The 19,562-nt window shown below is 46.9% G+C and carries 23 protein-coding genes; 10 read left to right on the top strand and 13 right to left on the bottom strand.

The window, feature by feature from the left end:
* The first annotated feature begins 80 nt into the window (after positions 1–80).
* A complete protein-coding gene (locus QGP82_RS32540) occupies positions 81–554 on the top strand; it encodes a MarR family winged helix-turn-helix transcriptional regulator (protein ID WP_163703018.1) in 474 nt (157 codons plus the stop codon).
* Between the two features lie 65 nt (positions 555–619).
* On the opposite strand, the gene QGP82_RS32535 is transcribed toward QGP82_RS32540, so the two are convergent.
* The 6 genes from QGP82_RS32535 to QGP82_RS32510 all read right to left on the bottom strand — a co-directional run bounded on the left by QGP82_RS32535 (position 620) and on the right by QGP82_RS32510 (position 6,257).
* Positions 620–1,489, bottom strand: coding sequence for an Rpn family recombination-promoting nuclease/putative transposase (locus tag QGP82_RS32535; RefSeq protein WP_163703019.1), 870 nt, complete (start codon positions 1,487–1,489; stop codon positions 620–622).
* 201 nt (positions 1,490–1,690) lie between these two features.
* Positions 1,691–2,371: a DUF1877 family protein gene (locus QGP82_RS32530; protein WP_163703020.1), complete on the bottom strand. Its 681-nt coding sequence runs from the start codon at positions 2,369–2,371 to the stop codon at positions 1,691–1,693.
* Between the two features lie 146 nt (positions 2,372–2,517).
* Positions 2,518–3,135: a flavin reductase family protein gene (locus QGP82_RS32525; protein ID WP_163703021.1), complete on the bottom strand. Its 618-nt coding sequence runs from the start codon at positions 3,133–3,135 to the stop codon at positions 2,518–2,520.
* Between the two features lie 134 nt (positions 3,136–3,269).
* Positions 3,270–4,079 (bottom strand): inositol monophosphatase family protein, encoded by an 810-nt coding sequence (locus QGP82_RS32520; protein ID WP_499062101.1) that lies wholly within the window; start codon positions 4,077–4,079, stop codon positions 3,270–3,272.
* Positions 4,080–4,083: 4 nt separating this feature from the next.
* On the bottom strand, positions 4,084–5,535 hold the full coding sequence (locus QGP82_RS32515) for a BCD family MFS transporter (protein ID WP_163663373.1): 1,452 nt from the start codon (positions 5,533–5,535) through the stop codon (positions 4,084–4,086).
* A 284-nt stretch (positions 5,536–5,819) separates the two neighbouring features.
* Complete coding sequence (locus tag QGP82_RS32510) at positions 5,820–6,257, bottom strand: Hsp20/alpha crystallin family protein (RefSeq protein WP_163703024.1); 438 nt, start codon at positions 6,255–6,257, stop codon at positions 5,820–5,822.
* Positions 6,258–6,519: 262 nt separating this feature from the next.
* Here QGP82_RS32510 and QGP82_RS32505 point away from each other — a divergent pair, with 262 nt between their 5' ends.
* Positions 6,520–7,311, top strand: coding sequence for an SDR family NAD(P)-dependent oxidoreductase (locus QGP82_RS32505; RefSeq protein WP_499062100.1), 792 nt, complete (start codon positions 6,520–6,522; stop codon positions 7,309–7,311).
* Between the two features lie 10 nt (positions 7,312–7,321).
* Here QGP82_RS32505 and QGP82_RS32500 read toward each other — a convergent pair whose 3' ends face one another.
* A complete protein-coding gene (locus tag QGP82_RS32500; RefSeq protein WP_499062099.1) occupies positions 7,322–7,642 on the bottom strand; it encodes a hypothetical protein in 321 nt (106 codons plus the stop codon).
* Between the two features lie 192 nt (positions 7,643–7,834).
* On the opposite strand from QGP82_RS32500, the gene map reads away from it, so the two are divergent.
* The 3 genes from map to QGP82_RS32485 all read left to right on the top strand — a co-directional run bounded on the left by map (position 7,835) and on the right by QGP82_RS32485 (position 10,302).
* Positions 7,835–8,653 carry a type I methionyl aminopeptidase gene (map, locus tag QGP82_RS32495; protein WP_284681703.1) on the top strand — a complete coding sequence of 273 codons (819 nt, stop codon included), beginning with the start codon at positions 7,835–7,837 and terminating at the stop codon, positions 8,651–8,653.
* Positions 8,654–8,688: 35 nt separating this feature from the next.
* A complete protein-coding gene (locus tag QGP82_RS32490) occupies positions 8,689–9,231 on the top strand; it encodes a hypothetical protein (protein WP_250564900.1) in 543 nt (180 codons plus the stop codon).
* Positions 9,232–9,555: 324 nt separating this feature from the next.
* Positions 9,556–10,302, top strand: coding sequence for an SDR family NAD(P)-dependent oxidoreductase (locus tag QGP82_RS32485; RefSeq protein ID WP_163663365.1), 747 nt, complete (start codon positions 9,556–9,558; stop codon positions 10,300–10,302).
* Positions 10,303–10,354: 52 nt separating this feature from the next.
* On the opposite strand, the gene QGP82_RS32480 is transcribed toward QGP82_RS32485, so the two are convergent.
* Positions 10,355–10,942 (bottom strand): protein kinase family protein, encoded by a 588-nt coding sequence (locus tag QGP82_RS32480; protein WP_163663363.1) that lies wholly within the window; start codon positions 10,940–10,942, stop codon positions 10,355–10,357.
* A gap of 322 nt (positions 10,943–11,264) precedes the next feature.
* A complete protein-coding gene (locus tag QGP82_RS32475; protein WP_163663361.1) occupies positions 11,265–12,191 on the bottom strand; it encodes a glycosyltransferase family 2 protein in 927 nt (308 codons plus the stop codon).
* Positions 12,192–12,388: 197 nt separating this feature from the next.
* Between QGP82_RS32475 and QGP82_RS32470 the strand changes: the two genes are divergently transcribed.
* On the top strand, positions 12,389–13,597 hold the full coding sequence (locus tag QGP82_RS32470; RefSeq protein WP_163703029.1) for an argininosuccinate synthase: 1,209 nt from the start codon (positions 12,389–12,391) through the stop codon (positions 13,595–13,597).
* 96 nt (positions 13,598–13,693) lie between these two features.
* Here QGP82_RS32470 and ruvC read toward each other — a convergent pair whose 3' ends face one another.
* Both ruvC and bchI read right to left on the bottom strand, forming a co-directional pair.
* A complete protein-coding gene (gene ruvC, locus QGP82_RS32465) occupies positions 13,694–14,188 on the bottom strand; it encodes a crossover junction endodeoxyribonuclease RuvC (RefSeq protein ID WP_499062098.1) in 495 nt (164 codons plus the stop codon).
* Positions 14,189–15,268, bottom strand: a complete 1,080-nt coding sequence (gene bchI, locus QGP82_RS32460; RefSeq protein ID WP_348917922.1) for a magnesium chelatase ATPase subunit I — start codon at positions 15,266–15,268, stop codon at positions 14,189–14,191.
* A 158-nt stretch (positions 15,269–15,426) separates the two neighbouring features.
* On the opposite strand from bchI, the gene msrP reads away from it, so the two are divergent.
* Positions 15,427–16,410 carry a protein-methionine-sulfoxide reductase catalytic subunit MsrP gene (gene msrP, locus QGP82_RS32455; protein ID WP_163703709.1) on the top strand — a complete coding sequence of 328 codons (984 nt, stop codon included), beginning with the start codon at positions 15,427–15,429 and terminating at the stop codon, positions 16,408–16,410.
* Here the strand turns inward: msrP and QGP82_RS32450 are convergent.
* On the bottom strand, positions 16,407–16,838 hold the full coding sequence (locus QGP82_RS32450) for a GNAT family N-acetyltransferase (RefSeq protein WP_499062097.1): 432 nt from the start codon (positions 16,836–16,838) through the stop codon (positions 16,407–16,409). The genes msrP and QGP82_RS32450 overlap by 4 nt on opposite strands.
* Before the next feature lie 55 nt (positions 16,839–16,893).
* On the opposite strand from QGP82_RS32450, the gene QGP82_RS32445 reads away from it, so the two are divergent.
* Positions 16,894–17,112 (top strand): hypothetical protein, encoded by a 219-nt coding sequence (locus QGP82_RS32445; RefSeq protein ID WP_163671613.1) that lies wholly within the window; start codon positions 16,894–16,896, stop codon positions 17,110–17,112.
* 168 nt (positions 17,113–17,280) lie between these two features.
* Here the strand turns inward: QGP82_RS32445 and QGP82_RS32440 are convergent, their stop codons facing one another.
* A complete protein-coding gene (locus QGP82_RS32440; protein WP_163660576.1) occupies positions 17,281–17,685 on the bottom strand; it encodes a hypothetical protein in 405 nt (134 codons plus the stop codon).
* A gap of 928 nt (positions 17,686–18,613) precedes the next feature.
* Here QGP82_RS32440 and QGP82_RS32435 point away from each other — a divergent pair.
* Together QGP82_RS32435 and QGP82_RS32430 are read left to right on the top strand one after the other, a co-directional pair.
* Positions 18,614–18,952: a hypothetical protein gene (locus QGP82_RS32435; RefSeq protein ID WP_006518245.1), complete on the top strand. Its 339-nt coding sequence runs from the start codon at positions 18,614–18,616 to the stop codon at positions 18,950–18,952.
* A gap of 117 nt (positions 18,953–19,069) precedes the next feature.
* Positions 19,070–19,540 carry a YchJ family protein gene (locus tag QGP82_RS32430; protein ID WP_163660578.1) on the top strand — a complete coding sequence of 157 codons (471 nt, stop codon included), beginning with the start codon at positions 19,070–19,072 and terminating at the stop codon, positions 19,538–19,540.
* Positions 19,541–19,562: the final 22 nt, after the last annotated feature.

Genomic DNA, 19,562 nt, shown 5'->3' with positions numbered 1-19,562 from the left:
AATTCGCGTGTTGCTATGATTGGAAGATAGCTGGTGCCCCTGGTAAGGCCGTCTATTTATGCTCTTTGTGATAAGAAGTCATGGTTGACTCGATTTCCCACCCTAGTGAATTTCTTCAGTTTGACGATTTCCTGTGCTTTGCACTCTATGCTGCCAACCACGCTATGAATCGTGCCTATAAGCCATTGCTCGATAAGATTGGGCTTACCTATCCTCAGTACATTGTGATGGTGGTGTTATGGGAAAAAGATGGACAAGCTGTTAGAGAATTGGGAGAAAGGTTGTTTTTGGCATCGAATACGCTAACGCCCTTGCTAAAGCGGTTGGAAAAAATGGGTTACGTCACCCGACAGCGGGATCCGAAGGATGAACGCAAGGTGCTCATTTATCTGACCCAGGTAGGAAAAACCCTCAAGCAAGATGTGCTCGAGATCCCTGGCTGCATTATTAACGCTACAGGTCTTACTTCGAGCAATCTGGAGGCTCTTCAGGAACAGTTGTCTCTGCTTCGCAAAAATCTGGAAACTGCTCTAGAAACAGGTACTATTGACTAGAGATAGTTTAGGTTTGTTTGAGGCAGTATTAGCGACAATATTAAGCGTGAACTGCTTCTTTGCCCCTATTCTTGCCGTAACTGCTGAATTTCCTCGATTAACAAACCTGTTGTTTGGCTAATAGCATCATCGTCCAACATTGGTAGCAGCCTTCGAGCAATATCCAATTGTGTTTGTTGCTGTCCCCGTTCCATTCCCTGTTGGAGACCCTGCTCTAGAGCCTGTTTAGAGGCTTTAACAATGGCGCCACGCTGATCCTGAATAAACATTTCTTGGTGTTCTAAATCATCCAACTCCTCACGAGTAAGGTTGGCTTGATTTGCTACATTAAATGCCTCTTTGATGGCAGTCACCACCCGCAGGGACTCTGGGATGGTCTCTAGCTCACGGGCATGGTTGAGAAAATAGGCCCATTGATCGGTAAGACTGTGCAATTCGTCTAAGGCACGGTCGAACTTGGGCAATTCCCCGAAGACCAGTTCCAGATCGTGAATGGGATAGTCGAATAAAAAGTTTTTTTCCTTGAGGATAAAACGGGAGAGCCAGCCCTCAAATTCTGGAAACATGACAAAGTCGGTAATTGTCAAGGCAATTACCGGATTGAGCAATGCATAGTCATGACCTTTATTCAGTTGGATGGAGTAGGCTTTAGCGGCATTGTAAAGAATACGTTTTTCAAATCCTTCTAGATTTAATACCTGCATCTCAATAATGACGGTGCTGCCATCGTGGAGTTGGGCTTTCACGTCCAGATAAGTGTCTTTAACGCCACGAATCCGAGGTGCCTGGTAGGGGTTAAGAATGGTTAGATCCTGAACTATATCGTTGCCTTCGTAAACCATCCCGTTTAGGAAACTCATGAGGATGTCCTTGTGTTCTTCAGAACCAAAGATTTTTTTGAAGGCAAAGTCCGTCTTAGGATTAATAAATGCCATAGCAAACAGGTTTGGCTAATTAAAATGCCAATGCTTTTATCTTATTGCATCTTTCAAGATGACATGAGCGTTGACACTTTTTGATGGTCACTTGGTATGTGGGTCGTACCTGGGGGATCAGAATTAGGTCAATCCTTCTAAGACTTGAATAGTCGTCAAAATTTAGCGCTCATTCCCCTCAGGCATGAGTAAATTTTTAATTCAGATTATTGTAGCGAGGATAACCTGCTCTTTCTCAGCTGCTTCTGCGAAACATCTTTTGAATTCTTGACTAGCTTTACGACAGTCTTCAAGCCAGTCCTCTGGAGCATATACCGAAGTATCAAAGTGATGAAGTAGTTCATCTACTCTGATTTTGCAAAGGATCTGTGCAATTTCCTTCACTTGTCCTGAGGTGAGATAACGTAGATTACTTGAATTTATGTGCTCACCTCCCCAAATAGCCAAGTCAGCTAGTTGAGTATTTAAAGGAAATTTTATTTCCAAGACCTTCAAAAGGCATGAATGAACTAGTCTGTCAATTCGTGTGCCAAAGTAAATCTTTCTCTGTGCGAGAAGTGGATCCTCTGCTTTAAATTGTTCCAAAAGTTGTTCTAGAAGATCACAGTATGTGTTTAAATCTTTTCCAGGTGTAAAAGGAAATAGACGCTTGTCTTCGCTACCGTTGAATGCTTCGTAGTCCTCTTCATAGTCTTGAATAAATACATCTATTGTTGGTTCTCGGAAATAGTCAGGATCGGACGTGGGAAGTGCATTGAACCATAAAAACATGCCACTTCCATAGCTCCATATCTCCTTAATCAATATTTGTAGCTTTTCATTACTACGAATCTGCTCAAGTAATTCAATAGGAATAGCTTGCTTTACGATAGAGTGTGACATTTAAGAAGCCTTACATAGAAAAAGCCCTGAATAGTGAGAAAATAATTCAAGAGTTTATTCATATTGCACAATAGCTCAAATATTGGAGGTTTAGATAACTCTTTGATGCATTATGAAGCTGTTTAGCCTTATGTCAGGAGAGAAAATTAATTGGCTAAACCATTTGGAATAGTGAATTGTCGTTCTGTATAGCAATAATTATTCCCAGCCATGCGCCCAATGGGAGCCAACTTTTGAGTATCAACGTGATGGTTCTCATCTATCAAGTCATCACGTACAAACCAATGGACTACCTGGCCAATGACTAAATTAAACGTCCCAATCGGCACAATTTGCATAGTGCGACATTCAAATGCAACAGGAGATTCTGCAACCCTTGGCGCTTTCACCACCTGGCTAGGAACTGTTGTCAGGTCAATATGGTCAAACTCAGAATCACCATAGGGTAGCGGTTCTGATGCCTCAGCCACCTGACGAATGTACGGCGCTACTGCCAAGTTGATTACATACTCACCCACACCACCTTCAGAGACAGGACGTACATTGCGCAACGTGTCTTTTGCCGAACCGTCTGACTTTGGGGCAACGCTAAAGGCTAATGCCAGAGGGTTATGTCCCACTGCATTGAAATAGGAAAAGGGCGCTAAATTTGTTTTTCCGGTGGTTGAGATGCTGGAAACAAAAGCAATAGGTCGGGGCACCACTGTCCCAATCAGCAATTTGTAGCGAGATGGTGGATCGAGTGCTTCAGGATTGATTTCCATAGAGGGGCATGGACTAGTAGTACCAACTACTCCAAATTAGATTGAATATCATCGAATAAATCATAAAAGAATCAAAATGGCTTGACTATGGCAGGTGAGCTGCAATAACTCTTTCAAAAGTCTCGCCTTAAAACTTACTGTCGGATCACATTTACTAATGGTTTAAAGAGTTCTGTTAGCTCTTTTCGGGCGCTTAGTAATGTAGGAAATGGACGATTGCCATAGTTTTGACCAATCTTTAAAGGAAAAATATCTATGTCCTCTAAGGGAGTCCAGGCTGCGCCAGCCGCTTGAGTGATGGCCCAGACAGCGGCGATATCCCAAATTTTGGGTGTGGCTTCTACTGCCCCTAAGCTAATGCCTGCGGCTACGGTCAGTAAGTTATAGGTGGCTACGCCCAGCATGCGAATTTTGCAGGGGAAGGGGTTTTGTAATACTTTGAGGCTGCGGGCACAGAGGCTGAAGAATTGACTACCTGCAACATTGTCTGACGATGTATGAATAGGTTCGCCATCGAGAAAAGCACCACTGGGTCCCTCCAGACTGGAGGTGCCCATAAAGAACCCATGGAACCGCTGATCCAGCGTTGGAATGTACACATGGCCAAAAACTGGTGTGCCTTTGTATAACAGGCCTAAGGAAATTCCCCACAGAGGCACACCACGGGTGAAGTTTGTGGTGCCATCGATGGGGTCAATAATCCAGCAAAAGTCCTGTTCAGGAAAAATATGGGTGCCCTCTTCGCTCAGTACACCATGCTCTGGTAACTCTTTTTGTAACCGTCGCCGCAGTTCACCATCAGCCCACTTGTCTGATTGGGTTACCAGACTGCCGTCGGTTTTTTCTTCTGCTGTAGCCTTACCAAAATCTTTGAGTAACTGCGCACCGACAACGGTGGTTGCAGTTTCAGCGATGGTGAGAATGTGCTGCCAGTCTGGGGTCATGGGGTTAGTCCATATCACTTTCTAGGGCGGTTGCGATCGCACTCTTTGCAGTGGTCTGAAACTCGCGAATGTTCACACGACTGACAATGGCTACCGCAACTAACATACCAACTGCCTGCGTACCAAAAACCAAACCATAGGCAGGCAGCAGCTGCGATTCAGGCACTGGGCCACCCGCAATAGTTTCAACAATACGTTTGCCTAAGGAAAGTAAGCTGCCACCTAGCACTGTAGCCGTGCCTCGGGCAATGGCCTGGGCTAACCCCCAAGCACCAATAAAGGTACCAGCTACTTCTGTTACGGTTAAGTCCAACATCAGCAAGATTGAACCTGTCGTTAAAACCCCAGAAGCCAAGCCAAATAAACCCACACCTAACATCAGCTGTTGAGGATTCCCCGTGGTACCAAAGACAATTAACAGAATTAAGCAAAAGGCAGCCCACCAACAGCCAAATTTAATGGTGCGCTTTTTACCCAGTCGAGGAGCCAACCAAAAGCCAGTTGCGACAATGCCAAACAGAGTACCCATGCCAAAGTAAGCATTGAGCTGGGTAGTTTCGGCAATTGACATACCAAAAATCTGCCCGCCGTAGGGCTCCAAGACGGCATCCTGCATAAACAGGCTGAGACTGAGTACGAGCAAAAATACAAAGAACAACCCAGTCTGACGGCTGGCGGTTAAAACCTTTAAAGCCGCTCCAAACGTAATCTGATCGTCTCGCTGACGTGTGCGTTCTTTCAAGCGTGAATATTTTTTCTCAATGCCAAAGGTACTAATGATCGCAATCCCACAGACAATGGCAGGCGCAATGATAAACAACCGATTAATCGAGCGCCGTAGTTCATCAAGTGTGGGGGTCTCACCTAAAGAGTCGAGGACAATGGTGGTGATGATTACGCCTGAGACGATGCCCACCATCAACATACCCCAGCCGATTCCCACTAGCTTAGACTGGGTTTCCTCATCCGACACATCCACCAATAACGCTGTGAAGGGGGTAGACGTAGAGGCTAAGGCCAAACCATAAAGGGCAAAGATCAAGGCTAGTAGGCCAACCCAAGGATAGACATCAATAGTCCAGCCTGCAGTTTCAATGCGACTACCAATTTGCCAAACAATTTGGACAGCGCCAAAGGCCATCACCGCCATGGAAACAATGCCCAACCATATGTAACCGCTGCGATGGTAGCCAAAAAGTGGCTTAGAATCGGACATCTGACCGATCCATACACGGGCTGGGGCCATAAATTGATGGACTGCGATCGCACCCGCCGCAATCAAGGGAGGCATACTCAGCTCAGTAATCATGACGCGATTCAGCACCCCCAGTGTGAGCAATGACATAATGCCAAGCCCCATATTGAAAATGCCCAGCCGTAGCATCGTGAATAGGCCAAGTTTAGGAATAGCGGTGTCAGAAGCCGTATAGCTATTGGTCAGATCTGGACTGCTCATAGCCGTCGATTTTGCTCAAAGGATTTACTAATACGCAATACTCAGCTTAAACGCCAACAGCCCTTAACGCGTAACCTTTAGTTCCCAATCTATAACCCCGTAGGGGCTCCCCTGGTGGGTGCCCTGCCAAAATGTTTGCCCAGCAACCAACATCGCAATAAAAAAAGCGGCAGGTATTACCTGCCGCATAGCCAAACTAGGAGAGTTAGAGAAGAGTCATAGAGAATGGGTCAGGCGTGATTAGGTATTCCCAACTAAACACGCCTGTATACAACTAGAAGACGTTATTCAGCAGCTGTGTCAGCAACATTTACCTTAACTACCTGGTTACGAACTTCGGCAGCTTTAGGGACATGTATTGTCAAAATGCCATTGCTGTAGTCAGCTTTCACCTGCTCATGATCAACTGCTACAGGTAGATTGACTACACGCTGGAAGCTACCATAGCGACGCTCGCGACGGAGGATCTGCTGATCATCGCCAACCTCAGTAGCCGTACGCTCACCTGAAATAGCAATGTGCTTGCGGCTGGCTTCGATATTAATATCGTCAGCCTTGATGCCCGGTAGAACCACCTCTAGGACATAATCATCACCAGCATCAACGAGATCAACGGCGGGAATCCAATCTGTTGTTGTGGGGGTGAGATCCTCAAAAATGTTATCGAGCTGTTGTTTGATGGTTTCGATTTCTTGAAAAGGTTGCCAGTAGCGTACGATCATGTGTTGTTTCCTCAGTTCTCGATTGTGTTGTGTCGTAGCAGAAGAGAGACTGTTGTCTGTCTGTTGAACCTCTTCGCTTGCCTTACAGTCACTATGATGCCGTAATGCTTTTACTGTACCCAGGGGAGAGAACCCTACCCGAAATTAGGGCTTGCCGAAGAGATATTGCTGCCCAAATAGAATGGGGTGAAGAGAACCCTAATAGTTGGATCGGTTGGCCGTATCTTAGGGCTATGGTGGAGAAGAAATAGAGCTAAAACCTATGGCAAAAACAGCATTAATTACGGGCGCATCTGGTGGAATTGGATACGAACTGGCTAAGGTTTTTGCCACGAACGACTACGATCTGATTTTGGTGGCTCGCAGCACCGATAAACTACAGCAAATTCAAGCTGAGCTTACGCAGTCCAATAATGTGCAGGCCCATGTGATCAGTTTTGATCTGAGCCAACCTGAATCCCCATCAAAGCTATTTGAGCAAGTCCAGCAGCAAGGTCTGACAGTAGATGTTCTAATCAACAACGCAGGCTTTGCCGATTATGGTCCCTTTGCTGACTGTAATTGGGCTAAACACAGTGCCCTATTGCAGCTTAATATGGTCACCTTGACCCATTTGACACGGCTGTTTTTGCCGCCGATGTTGGAGCGGGGCTACGGCAAAATTCTCAATGTGGCGTCAACGGCTGCATTTCAGCCTGGTCCCTATATGGCCGCCTACTACGCCAGTAAGTCCTATGTCATGTCGTTTACTGAGGCCTTAGCCCATGAAGTCAAGGGGACAGGGGTGACGGCCATGGTGCTGTGTCCTGGCCCTACCCGTGGTACTGACTTTCAAGCTCGGGCCAATCTAGGCGATATAGAGTTCTTTAAGCAGCTAAAGCTACCCAATGCTACAGATGTGGCTCAGTTTGGCTATGATGCCTTAGGGCGTAACCAGGTGGTGGCTGTTCATGGTATTTTCAACCGTCTATTGGTGTTTACCAATCGTCTGATGCCCCGTCAGGCAGTGACTGACACCATTGGGCGGTTACAAGAGCCTAAGGAAAGCGTATAGATCGTAATTCTTAGGGGCGGATATTTTTATTGATCGTAAACGAGATGGATGGAGCGGCTTGGGTACGGGGTTGAGCTGGAGGGGCCGTTGCTGTGGTGGGCTGTTCGGCTTCTGCGGCATCGAGTGGCGTTGAGTTGCTGGTGTCAGCAGCGAGCGTCGTTGAAGCCGATTGGATAAGTTTGGGGGCGGTGTTGCTTGCGATCGCAAGCCCTATCCCTGCTAACACCGACATCGGCAGTGAAAAATCCGCCAGCCAATGTAGCCCGGTTACCCAGTTAAACAGTTCGATCCCTACGTATAAACAGACAATGCAGATTGCCCAGAAGTGCATTCTTCTTTACCAATGCTTTAACGTCGTCCCTTTGTATCACATCCCTTGAAATATAAATCTGAATTCCCAACCCTTGATTCTCTATGGGTATGACTCCTAATTTTTAATCAATTTTTCATTATCTAGCGGCTAGAGGATGGCAATAGCGCTAGAGTGAGGTAAGTGGGGTGACGCCCATTCGATAGACAACCATTGAACGAAACTATTGTGGACGCTGCTTTCAAAGGAATCATTCGGCTATCAAAACGGGAAATTGAACAGATGCGTAAGGCTTGCCAGCTAGCTGCGCGTCTATTGGATCACCTTGAGCCAATGGTTAAACCCGGTGTTAGCACCCTGGAACTTAATGACGAGGCTGAGCGTTGGACCCAGGCTCATAATGCCAAGAGTGCTCCCCTGGGATACCCTGGTGGCGAGGGCGTTGAGCCATTTCCCAAGTCTATCTGTACCAGCGTCAACGAAGTCGTTTGTCATGGTATTCCTAATGCCAAGCAAATTTTGCAAGACGGTGACATTATCAACATTGACGTCACCCCCATTTTGAACGGTTACCATGGCGATACCTCCCGTACCTTCTTAGTGGGCGATGTCTCACCCCAAGCGCGCCGATTAGTGGAGGTCACCCAAGAAAGTATGTACCGTGGGATCAAAGCCGTTAAACCCGGTGCCCGCATTGGTGATATCGGGGCTGCCATTCAGACCTACGCGGAAGCAGAAGGGTTTTCTGTGGTGCGTGACTTTGTCGGGCACGGCGTCCACCGCATTTTTCATACAGAACCTCAAATCCCTCACTACGGTACAGCTGGCAAAGGGAAAAAGTTGGCAACCGGTATGGTATTTACCATTGAACCCATGATTAATGTGGGTACCTATGACGTTGAATTATTGGCTGATGGCTGGACTGCCATTACCAAAGATCGAGCTCTAACCGCTCAGTTTGAACACACAGTTGTGGTGACTAAAGAAGGGGTAGACATCTTGACCCAGTTACCTGTGGCAGCAGCGGTTTAAGTACAGTTACTGCCTCAATTCATACGCTCAAGCCCATGCATAGAGTTTTATATTTACTTTTACTTTTGCCGATGTTGGCCTGTACGGGATCTCCAGATCCCAGTAGGCTAGACTCTGCACCGACTCCTGTACCTGAGACAGTGGCTGAACCTGTGGTTGAACCTCTTTCGACAAACCCTACCGATGCTAGCGGTCTCCCTGTGGCTGATATAGACGCAGTCGCCGTTACTGGTGAAGCAGGCAACTACACATTTGCCGTAACCATTAGCAGTGCTGATACCGGGTGTGAGCAGTATTCTGATTGGTGGGAAGTGGTTGATGCTCAATCAGGCGATCTCATTTATCGACGTATTTTGGCCCACAGTCATGTCAATGAGCAGCCGTTTACCCGCAGTGGTGGACCTGTTGCCATTGAGCCCGATCAAAAGGTAGTCATTCGAGGGCATATGGGGGGGCTACAGAGTCATTATGGTGGTCAGGCGCTGGGCGGTAGCGTGGAGTCTGGCTTTCAACCCGTTGAGGATTCTTTACCCAGCTTAGAGACTGTTGAACCTCTACCAAAAGGCTGCGCTTTTTAGAGGCCCAGCGTTGCTTAGGCGCTTGCAGCTAAGTAACCACCCATTTCCCATCCACAGCCCTAGCCTGGGACTTTATTGCTGGGTAGTCCCCCTAGTGGGATAACTATCGGCCATATTGAGCAACCTCAATTGTTTCAGGCCTCATGTACTGACAGCCTCATGTACTGACATAGGAACTGTTGCTAGAAAATCTCTTTTTTCTTTTTTACAAAGAATCTCTTTGTTACATTTTAAGTTCTCTTTTCTTACAAATTAACCACCCTATAATGCCTTAAGATTTCAAAGCATAGAATCTTTTTAACTGGCCAGGACACGGGGTTAATAATGTTGCTGAAAAACCGCGTTGCTCTCATTACATCAGGAGACTGTCGAGTAGGGCGTCGAATGGCCAGCTTGTTGGCACGTCATGGGGCTAGATTAGTTCTTTGTGGCATCAATAAAGCCCATGGTGACAAACTGGTTCATCGTTTAGAACAACAAGGCGCTAAGGCGAGATTTTGTCTAGTGGATGTGGCTGTGTCCAATGATGTGGAAACCGTCATTAAAGATGCGATCGCTACATTTGGTCGTATTGATATTTTGTGTAATAACGCTAGTTTTAGCCTCTTAGGGAATGAAGCCTCTGTTCTAGATCTCACTACAGAATCATGGGAGCATATCGTTGGCCTAAGTTTGCAAGGAGCCTTTCTGTTCAGCCAGTATGCTTTGCCATTTTTGCAGCGTTCGGCCACGGGTTCGATTATCAACATTGTGCCCTATCCCCATAAAGGAATGCATGTTGTAGAGGGCATAAGCCGGGGTTGGATGATGGCAATGACCCGTGACATTGCCGACGGCACTACTCAGTCAGGAGTGCGAGTTAATTTAATTTGGCCCCATGTGGCCGTCAGTGGAGCGACCCTATCGAGTTATCAGACTGCCCTTGCCCATAGGGTATTTCACATGGCTAAACGCGATAAAGATGCTGCCCGAGCCATCGCCCGAGCAACTCTATATCTGGCCTGTGATGCTTCTGTAGATATTACGGGCGCAATGGTTATAGTGGATGCCGACTACCCACAATGGACATAGTTTTTTCAGAAGGTTTGAGAGCAGTCGTTGGAAATATCCATCAAGTCTGCTACTAAGCAGCCAGATCATCTTGAACTTCTAATTCCCCTGTCCATACTTGTGTAAGCAGCTCAACACCAGCCTCACTTAGTAAAACGTCGCCTCCCTCATAATCAATGTCTTGGGCGGCACCCCCTGCAGCAATGACCAGATCTTCTATCCACAGATTGCAGGGAGTGAGGGGGGTAAGCTTGAGTAGCTGATCCAACTGCTGACATATTGCTGGTGGAAGATCCCGTTGGATGATTTGGTAGAGGGCGATTCCGGTGCGCTGTTCTATTCCACCGAGAACTTGATGCATATACCAAGCGGCTTCGTTCGTGGGGAGTTGTTCTAGCCGCTTTTGCAGTTTTTGTAGGAGGGTCGCTAGAAAATCAACACCGAGATGTTGATTCAGTCTTTGCACAGGACTATCTAAATCCCGTTCAATGACGTTAGAGATTTCATGCCAGTTAATATCGGGAAATGCAGTTTGCAGCAAAATAAAGCCGCGCTCGTTAATGTGACAAGTTCCTTGACTGAGGTCATAGGAGAAATCCTCCCCCGGTTGAGCCCCGGCTTCAATTAGCATACGAAATAGTTGAACGTTGTCAGAATTCATAATAAGAGCAGTTAGAGATGGTCGCTATACGTTTTTTAATATTTTGATTTTCATATCAACCTAGCTACTACGGATGAAGACTGGTGTATCTGTGAGTACAGAATCCTCAAAAGGATTATAAAATCAAGCCAAAAAATTGAGTTGTCAAAGTGTACGACGTGTATAGCTTTCCTGGTAGCGTATGAATACGTAGCTTGTGTCAGTTTCACCGTGCGTCTACGGAACCTAGGTTAAGCTTGAGTAGGCTTTGTATACGGTGCCTATCTAAATAATAGATAAATTTAAGTCAGTATAGCCTCACCCATAGGGGTACGCCTGCGTGCTATGGCTGCTCTCGATAGGCCGCATAGACAGCGTTGACGTTATACCAGTTCAGAAAAATGCGGGCGACTTCTAGGGAAAGCTGAGGACGTCCTTGGTCAATCAGCCACTGCAATAAAGGTTTGAGTGTGCGTTCGTTCAGCAGACCACCCAGGGAAAGCAGGCCCCATAGCAACCGATGTAACCAGGTCATTTGAATCATCATACGCACGTCCAGGGTGGGGTGTTTTTGATAAAACACGACGCCCATGCGTGCCCGCTGGATTTCTACATCAATGAGTCGGGGTAAATCGTCCAGGCTGAAGGGTGGATGCCAGTGATACCCTACGGCTTCCGGGCATTTGACTAGCTTTAGCCCTAAGTTTTTGAGGCGTACGCCTAGTTCTAAGTCTTCCCAGCCATATTGGGTGAACTGGGTATCAAATAATCCTGCTTCAGTGAGCCAATGTTTTGCGATCGCAACATTCCCTGTTGCAAAAAAGGCTTGGGAATAGTCCGTCACCTTAAAGGGTTCTGACGTAGGTTCGTCAAAATTGCAGGTATTCACCACTCGCCCATAGGTAAATACGCGGTCATTGCCCTGACTAGTGTAATGCTTGGTTAGGGCATCGGCATGGTGCTGTAAAAAGCCATCGAGCACCACTAAATCGCTATCGATAAAAATGATGGTATCGCCGATGGCCTTCTCTACTCCCAGGTTACGGGCAACGGCAGCGCCCCTGTGGTTTTGCTCGTAGAGTTTGACATGGGGAAATTGTTCAGACCGTAACCACTCAACGGTGCCATCAGTGGAGCCATCATCCACCACCACGATTTCATACCCTTTGATTTGTGTATTGGGGCGAACTATCTGGTGTTCCATGGCCCGCAGGCATTTTTCTAGAATGGGTCTGCGGTTGTATGCGGGAATAACAACACTGAAATACATGGATACATGATTAGGGGCATTGCCCTCTATGATAACGGTCTGGTCAGACTATCTCAGGCAAGTTTGTTGGCCTTCTCACTCTTGTCCGTAATAATTGGCGTGTCACGATTTAATCGCAAATATCAAGAATCTAGATACCTTGAGCCTTCTTAAACTGCAATAATAAATGGCTGTGATTTTATTTCTAGGTTAAAACTATGGGTCGGGCTGAACGGGTTGTACTAGCCTATTCTGGCGGTGTGGACACGACTGTGTGCATTCCCTACTTGAAAAATGAATTTGGCGTCAAAGAGGTCATTACTCTGGCGGCGGATCTAGGTCAGGGTGAAGAACTCGGCCCAATTCAGAAAAAGGCACAGGCCGCAGGCGTGAAGGAGTCGCTAGTGGCCAATGTGACCGAAACATTTGTGACGGACTATGCGTTTCCGGCAATTAAAGCCAATGCCCTCTATGAGGATCGCTATCCGCTGTCAACGTCCCTGGCCCGACCACTCATTGCCAAGGAACTGGTAGCTGCTGCGGAAAAATATGGGGCGGATGCAGTGGCCCATGGGTGTACAGGTAAAGGTAATGACCAGGTACGGTTTGATGTTGCGATCGCGGCCCTCAATCCCAACCTCAAAGTTCTGGCTCCTGCCCGCGAATGGGGCATGAGTCGTGAAGAAGCCATCGCCTACGGAGAGAAGTTTGGCCTCACCTTCCCAGTCAAAAAGTCTTCCCCTTACAGCATTGATCGCAACCTGCTAGGCCGCAGCATTGAAGCCGGTATCCTCGAAGATCCGTGGGCCGAACCCCCGGAAGAAGTGTATACCCTGACTAAGGCCATTGCCGATACCCCCGCCGAACCCGAGTACATTGAAATTAACTTTGAAAAAGGGATTCCTGTCGGCATCAACGACAACAGCCTGAGCCCGGTGGATCTGATTAGCCAGCTCAACGATATTGCAGGCAATCACGGCATTGGTCGTCTTGATCTGCTCGAAAACCGGCTGGTGGGTATCAAATCTCGCGAAATCTACGAAACCCCGGCTCTGATTACCCTACTTGCTGCCCACCGCGATCTTGAAAGTCTCACCCTGCTGGCCGATGTCACTCAATATAAGCGTGGCATTGAACAAACCTACAGCGAGCTTGTCTACAATGGTCTCTGGTTCAGTCCCCTTAAGGCAGCTCTTGATGCCTTTATCGACAAAACCCAAGAGCAAGTTTCTGGCACCGTTCGTCTAAAACTCTTCAAAGGCAATGCCACCATCGTGGGACGTAAATCCACTAACGCTCTCTACACAGAGGAACTAGCCACCTACGGCGCAGATGACCAGTTTGATCACAAAGCCGCCGAAGGCTTTATCTACGTTTGGGGTCTACCCACCCGTATTTGGTCAGAGAAAATACGCTCATCCTCATAATACCCAAATTTTGCCGGGGCATTCCTTGGTGGATGCCCCACTGTCTTAAATATCCCCTAATATTTAACATCCCCAATATTTTGGAATATTGTTGCTTCAACCTAAATTAAACCAACCCGTCATTGCAACGGCCAATGCATCAGCAGCATCATCTGGACGGGGAATCTTCTCAAGTTTTAATTCTCGCTTGACAGCTTCCTGTACATCTTGTTTATCAGCGTTGCCATGACCTGTAAGAGACTGCTTAATTTGGGCTGGGGTAAACTCCACAAAAGGTAATTTATGCTGGGCTAACACCAACATGACAACACCTCTCGCCTGGGCTACCAAAATTGTGTTGCCCATGCGATAAAAAAACAATTTTTCAATGGAAACAGAATCGGGATGATAAGTCTCAATCAAACTGTTGAGATCTTCGTAAATCGTACACAACCGTGAACCGACCTCGGTCCCTGCTGGGGTTTCGATAATACCAAAATCGACCACCGCGAGATCTGGTTTCAGATCTCGGGTGGTTGCTGGATCATATTCAAGAATGCCGAATCCTAAAATGGCTAAACCAGGGTCCAGTCCTAGGATTCGTTTGCGCATTTATCGAGCACCTACGGGAGTACGACCATTGGTAGACGGATCAGGGATAGTAACGCCAAAGACATTACCAAAGGTTTTCTCCACCTTGTATCCCGAGTCGATGGACTCCAGCGGATCTTTGCGCAGACGATGGCGCAGGCAAAGGGCAATCACTGTTTGGATATCGTCAAGGGTTACTTCAGTGCGGCCTTCGTAAGCGGCAAGCGCCTTCGCTGCCCGGTTAGATACAATATCGCCTCGCAGGCCATCCACATCTAGCTCAGAGCATACTTGAGACACTTGCAATTTATACTCTTTGTCAATGGTGACATCCTTGAGTCGTTGTTGTGCACTAACGATTTTGTCCTGCAAAGCCTTCTGCTCAGCATCGTACTTAGCCAAAAATGCGTCGGGGTCTTGGTCGAATTCAGAGCGCTGTTCCACAATCTGAACGCGCTGGACGGGGTCCTTCACGGTACGAATTTCAGCGTGCATGCCAAATCGGTCCAGCAGCTGAGGGCGAAGTTCACCTTCCTCAGGATTACCCGAGCCAATCAATACAAACTGGGCGGGGTGACGAATGGAAATACCCTCACGTTCTACGGTGTTACGTCCTGATGCAGCAGAGTCTAGCAGTACGTCTACCAGGTGGTCATCTAATAAATTGACCTCATCTACATATAGTAAGCCGCGATTAGCTTTAGCCAGCAGACCAGGTTCAAAAGCTTTAACACCCTCAGATAGTGCTTTTTCAATGTCAATAGTGCCGCATACACGGTCTTCAGTTGCACCCAGGGGAAGGTCCACCATGGGTACTTTCATGGTTCCTTCTGGAATAGACTGACCTTCGTACTCACGCTTAACCTCAGGATCTTGAGGCTCACGGTTAAACGGATCGTTCTCTACCACACTGATCTCAGGCAGCAGGTCTGCCAAGGCACGGATTGTCGTGGACTTGCCAGTACCGCGATCACCCATGATCATCACCCCGCCGATCTTAGGGTCAATGACATTCAAGATCAGGGCCAGTTTCATATCTTCTTGGCCGATTACCGCAGTAAAGGGAAAAACGGCGCGCCGGGTAGAGGTAGCAGTACTCACAGGGCTTCTTAAATGCAGGGTTATTTAACGACTAGGTTTTATTGTGCCACAGTGCGGTTCGCCTACTGCTGTCATTCAGTTTCTGCTCATTTAGGCCTCAGGTGCATACGTTAATCTATCAGCAGCTGCATTTGTCACGTTCTCTGTTCGCCGAAGTCATGAGCTTTATCCACATTCGTCCCAACTGGCAATTGCCTGAAAAATTCGCAACGTCAAAAGCTGCTTACCTAAACCGTCGTCGCTTTCTAAAGAACTTGGCCGGTGTGGGGCTGGGGATTGCGGCTACGAGCTGTACCGGTCGCCCCTTAACTGCACAAGGGACCGAGGAACTAGCCAGCACGTTTGGTGACCCCCTCAGTAATTTCACAACGAATTCGGTATTTGCAGATGCTGGGCGTTCGGTGACTAACCAATTATTTGCCAGTCGTTACAACAACTTTTATGAATTTGGCCTTACTAAGAATATCTGGTCGAATGCCCAAAGACTGCCCACAGATCCCTGGAAACTGGAGGTTTCAGGGTTAGTCAAAAACCCTAAAACCTATGATCTAGACGATCTCTATAATAGGTTTCCTCTAGAAGAACGCATCTATCGATTTCGCTGTGTTGAAGCGTGGGCCATGGTGGTTCCCTGGTTAGGGTTTCCCATGCGTAAAGTTTTAGAAGATGTAGAACCGACATCAGATGCCAAATTTGTGCGCTTTGAATCGTTCTATGACGAGAACATTACCGAAGGTCCCTCAATATCGTTCTCAAACTTACCTTGGCCTTATCACGAGGGGTTACGCATTGAGGAAATGGCCAATGACCTAGCCTTTTTTGCTGTGGGTATCTACGGTCGCACCATGCCCAAACAGCACGGTGCTCCGATTCGTATGGTGGTGCCCTGGAAGTATGGCTTTAAAGGCGCTAAATCCATTGTCAAAATCGAGTTCCTAGCAGAGCAACCAGCCACCTATTGGAATACAATTTCTCCCAACGAATACAAATTTGAGGCTAATGTTGAGCCTGACGTCCCTCATCCCCGCTGGTCACAGAAACGAGAACGCTTGGTGGGTGCAGGCGAAGCATGGGATTGGGAAAAGCAGGATACGTTGATTTACAACGGCTATGGTGACTATGTAGCTGACCTTTATGCCTAGGTGGGGAAAGTTTTGCTCATTTTGCAATGAACAATGCCAGCTTCTAAAAACTCAGGGCTCGTAATGTCATAGCCCAGGGATTGATAAAACGGGACTGCCATTTTCTGTGCATGGCACCATAGTTGGGGTAGCTGATGGTCGCGACCAATAGATTCGATTTCTTCCATGATTCGCCGTCCCAGTCCTCGACGTCGAAAGCTAGGTAATACGGCTAGGCGACCAATTTTTCCATCATTACGGATGTCTAGGCGGGCTGTGCCTGCAGGGCAGCCGTCAACCAAGGCCAGTACATGCTTGGCAATGGGGTCACGGTCATCCATCTCAAGTTCTACAGGTACACCTTGCTCAGCTACAAATACGGTTTCGCGGATGGTACGAATGGCAGAATCGTAGGCCGAAAGTTCGCAACGGACAATTTCGATGGCCATAGAGAGGGCTGAATTGGGTTATAAAAAACGAGTGCCACGGTCACTTTGCCATATTATGCATATTGCTGACCCCGACTATATCAATCCTGTTTTTTCCTTTCCCTATCGCGGTGTGACGATCCAAATTACCCGTGGCACCTATCTGGGAGCAACGATTTATACAGCCTGGGTTGACTATGCTACAGGCAGTGCGGTAGCTGTACCCAAGGCCTATAGCCGAAGTGAAGCAATTAGACGCGCAAAGGATTGGGTTATCAAGAAATTTGTGTTCTGAATAAAAAACAATTAGTGAGTGATCAGCCACTGGCTTACCCACTAATTGTTTTCATGTGACAAGAATTAAATATCATTGCTGATTTAGGGATGAGTTGATCTAGCAAAATTACCTTAGCCCTCATATCTTGCAGAGCAAATCCTCCCGAGGATAAGCAATGGTAATAATTTAGTCGATTGAGTCGGTTGATTCTTCAGTACTTACATCTTGAGCCGAGGAGGCATCTTCCTTCTTGTCTGGAATGAATAACTTTTCCAAACGTTCTTTCGACCAGCTTTCACTGACAAATGAGACGGCACTGATCTCTTCCAGACGCACTAGCCAAACGGTTCGGCGAGAGACTTCGTCGTCGGGCTCATCGTCTTCATCAGGCTCGTATACATGAACATAAACGATTTCAACACAGGTATCGTCCAGGTATACAGGAACACCACTTAACCCCCCCCAAGGAAGGCGAACCTGAACTTCAGTGCCTTCTTGCATCGCCTCATCTAGACGCTGATGTAAACGCCCAGAATAGGACTGCTTTTTATTATCCCCAACGAGGTAAGGTCCTTGCCGATTAGTAGTCATGGCGATCCCTGTCAGCTAATGAACAAATTAAATTAATCAATAGTTACGTTGAGGTTGACCAACGCGTTCAAAATGCAGCTATCAAAATGCTACTGTTTCGTTATGGTTATAGATCGATAACGATTGAACTTCATTAGATCCCCTTATTAAAGGTTTGGTTTCTTATTTGAATTACATCGCTAAACATGGATTTAGGGGTATCTTAACTATGAGCTTAGGACGATCATCCTGTATATCTAGCTTACTCAGTTGGCTTAGGCGTGACAGTAAGTATTTCTGCACATTGTGGAAATAAGCTATGGGGGGGCATCTGCTCACCTGGCTAATGCTTTCAGGCAGCAAAATGTCAAATGTCTTTAGAATTTTGGGCGGATTAGGTTGGGGGGACCTAAATTACCTGTGGTTATTGATGCTTGCACCGTTGCAAATATTCATGGGCAATTTCCTAAAGATTGCCTAGATATGTGACACATATTATACACAGGCAGTATGTTGCTGATTTCGCAATTCTAGCTGATCTTTTTAAGAACGGTTTGCTTTGATTTAATTAGCTTTGATGGTTATTGAGAACAATCTTTTTGATTGGCCTTTACCCAGAGAAAAAACTCTTGATATGTACGATTTGTCACATCTGTCAAAATTCGAGAGCGATACGTGAAATGGCCTATTAAAATGAGTCAATTCTGCAAATGTTCTTTAAGATTAAAGCAATCGAACAACCAGTTTGTAACCTGTCCTAGTAGTGGCTAGAGGCATGGAGCTGAACGCTACTGTAGTAGAAGTACATTGGGATATTATGGCGTTTGCCTTAAACCAGTACAGAAAAAAATTCCATAGGGGATGTAAACTCAGACTTACGGTTTCGAACTTTTTGTACTACAACTGTAGTATGTAAGTGTCCATTCTATATAATTCCTAAAAACGATTAATGAGCCTGAATACCAAGCTGCCCACTACTGATATGCAAGTCACTAGCATCCGTTTCGAGCGGGAGCTGATTGATAAGCTCAAAACCCTGGCAGGCAGTCGTGGGTATCAGTCACTGGTACGCGAGGTGCTGTGGGATTATGTGCGTCAACATTCTGATGATCCTGGCTTTCAGATACAGCGTCAGCAAATTCGTGCCATTATGGCTGCCGAAGCGCAACGTCGTGAGCGCTGTGCCCTAACTGGAGTCACCATTGAGCCTGAAGAGGAGATGTGGATGGCGTTTACAACGGATCATGAATTAGTGCCATTAAGTGTCGATAGCTTGGAAATAGACTAGAGTAGCGGTTTTGTGGCAAAAATTCTTGGTAGGACTACACCTGTTTGTGTATGGGGTTAGCCTTGTTCAACCCTATGTCTGGTAGTCTGGCGGCTATATGCTTCAATCTTGCCGTCAATGCTTTTAAATCTTTGCCCTTGTGGAAGTGGATCTGCCTATGCCAGGTGCTGTGAGCCCTATTTGATAGGGGGCGATGTAGCACCTACGGCAGAGGCTTTAATGCGATCGCGATATACAGCCTATTGCGAGGGTAATGTGGATTATCTACTCGCTACCCATCATCCAACCAAGCGGACGTTTGACGATCGCATTAACCTGCTTAAAAGTATTAAGACTACGGTTTGGCAATCCCTGACCGTGGTCAGCACCCGCAAAGGCCGTGCTAATGACACCGTTGGCCAAGTGGAATTTATGGCGGTTCACAGCCAGCCAGAGTGGGGCCAACTGCATGAACGTTCCAGGTTTACCAAAGAAAAGGGTCGCTGGTTTTATCTAGATGGTGAGATGCTGCCGCCGATACTACCAAAACGTAATCAACCCTGTTGGTGTGGGAGCGGTAAGAAGTTTAAACATTGCCACGGTAAATAGATTGTGAAGTATGGGTTTTGAG

This window comes from Leptothoe sp. LEGE 181152, from assembly GCF_032906605.1.
GTDB classification, from domain to species: Bacteria; Cyanobacteriota; Cyanobacteriia; order Phormidesmidales; family Phormidesmidaceae; genus Leptothoe; species Leptothoe turfae.
Note: the sequence above shows the minus strand (reverse complement) of the source record. Positions and strands in the feature narration are given on the sequence as shown.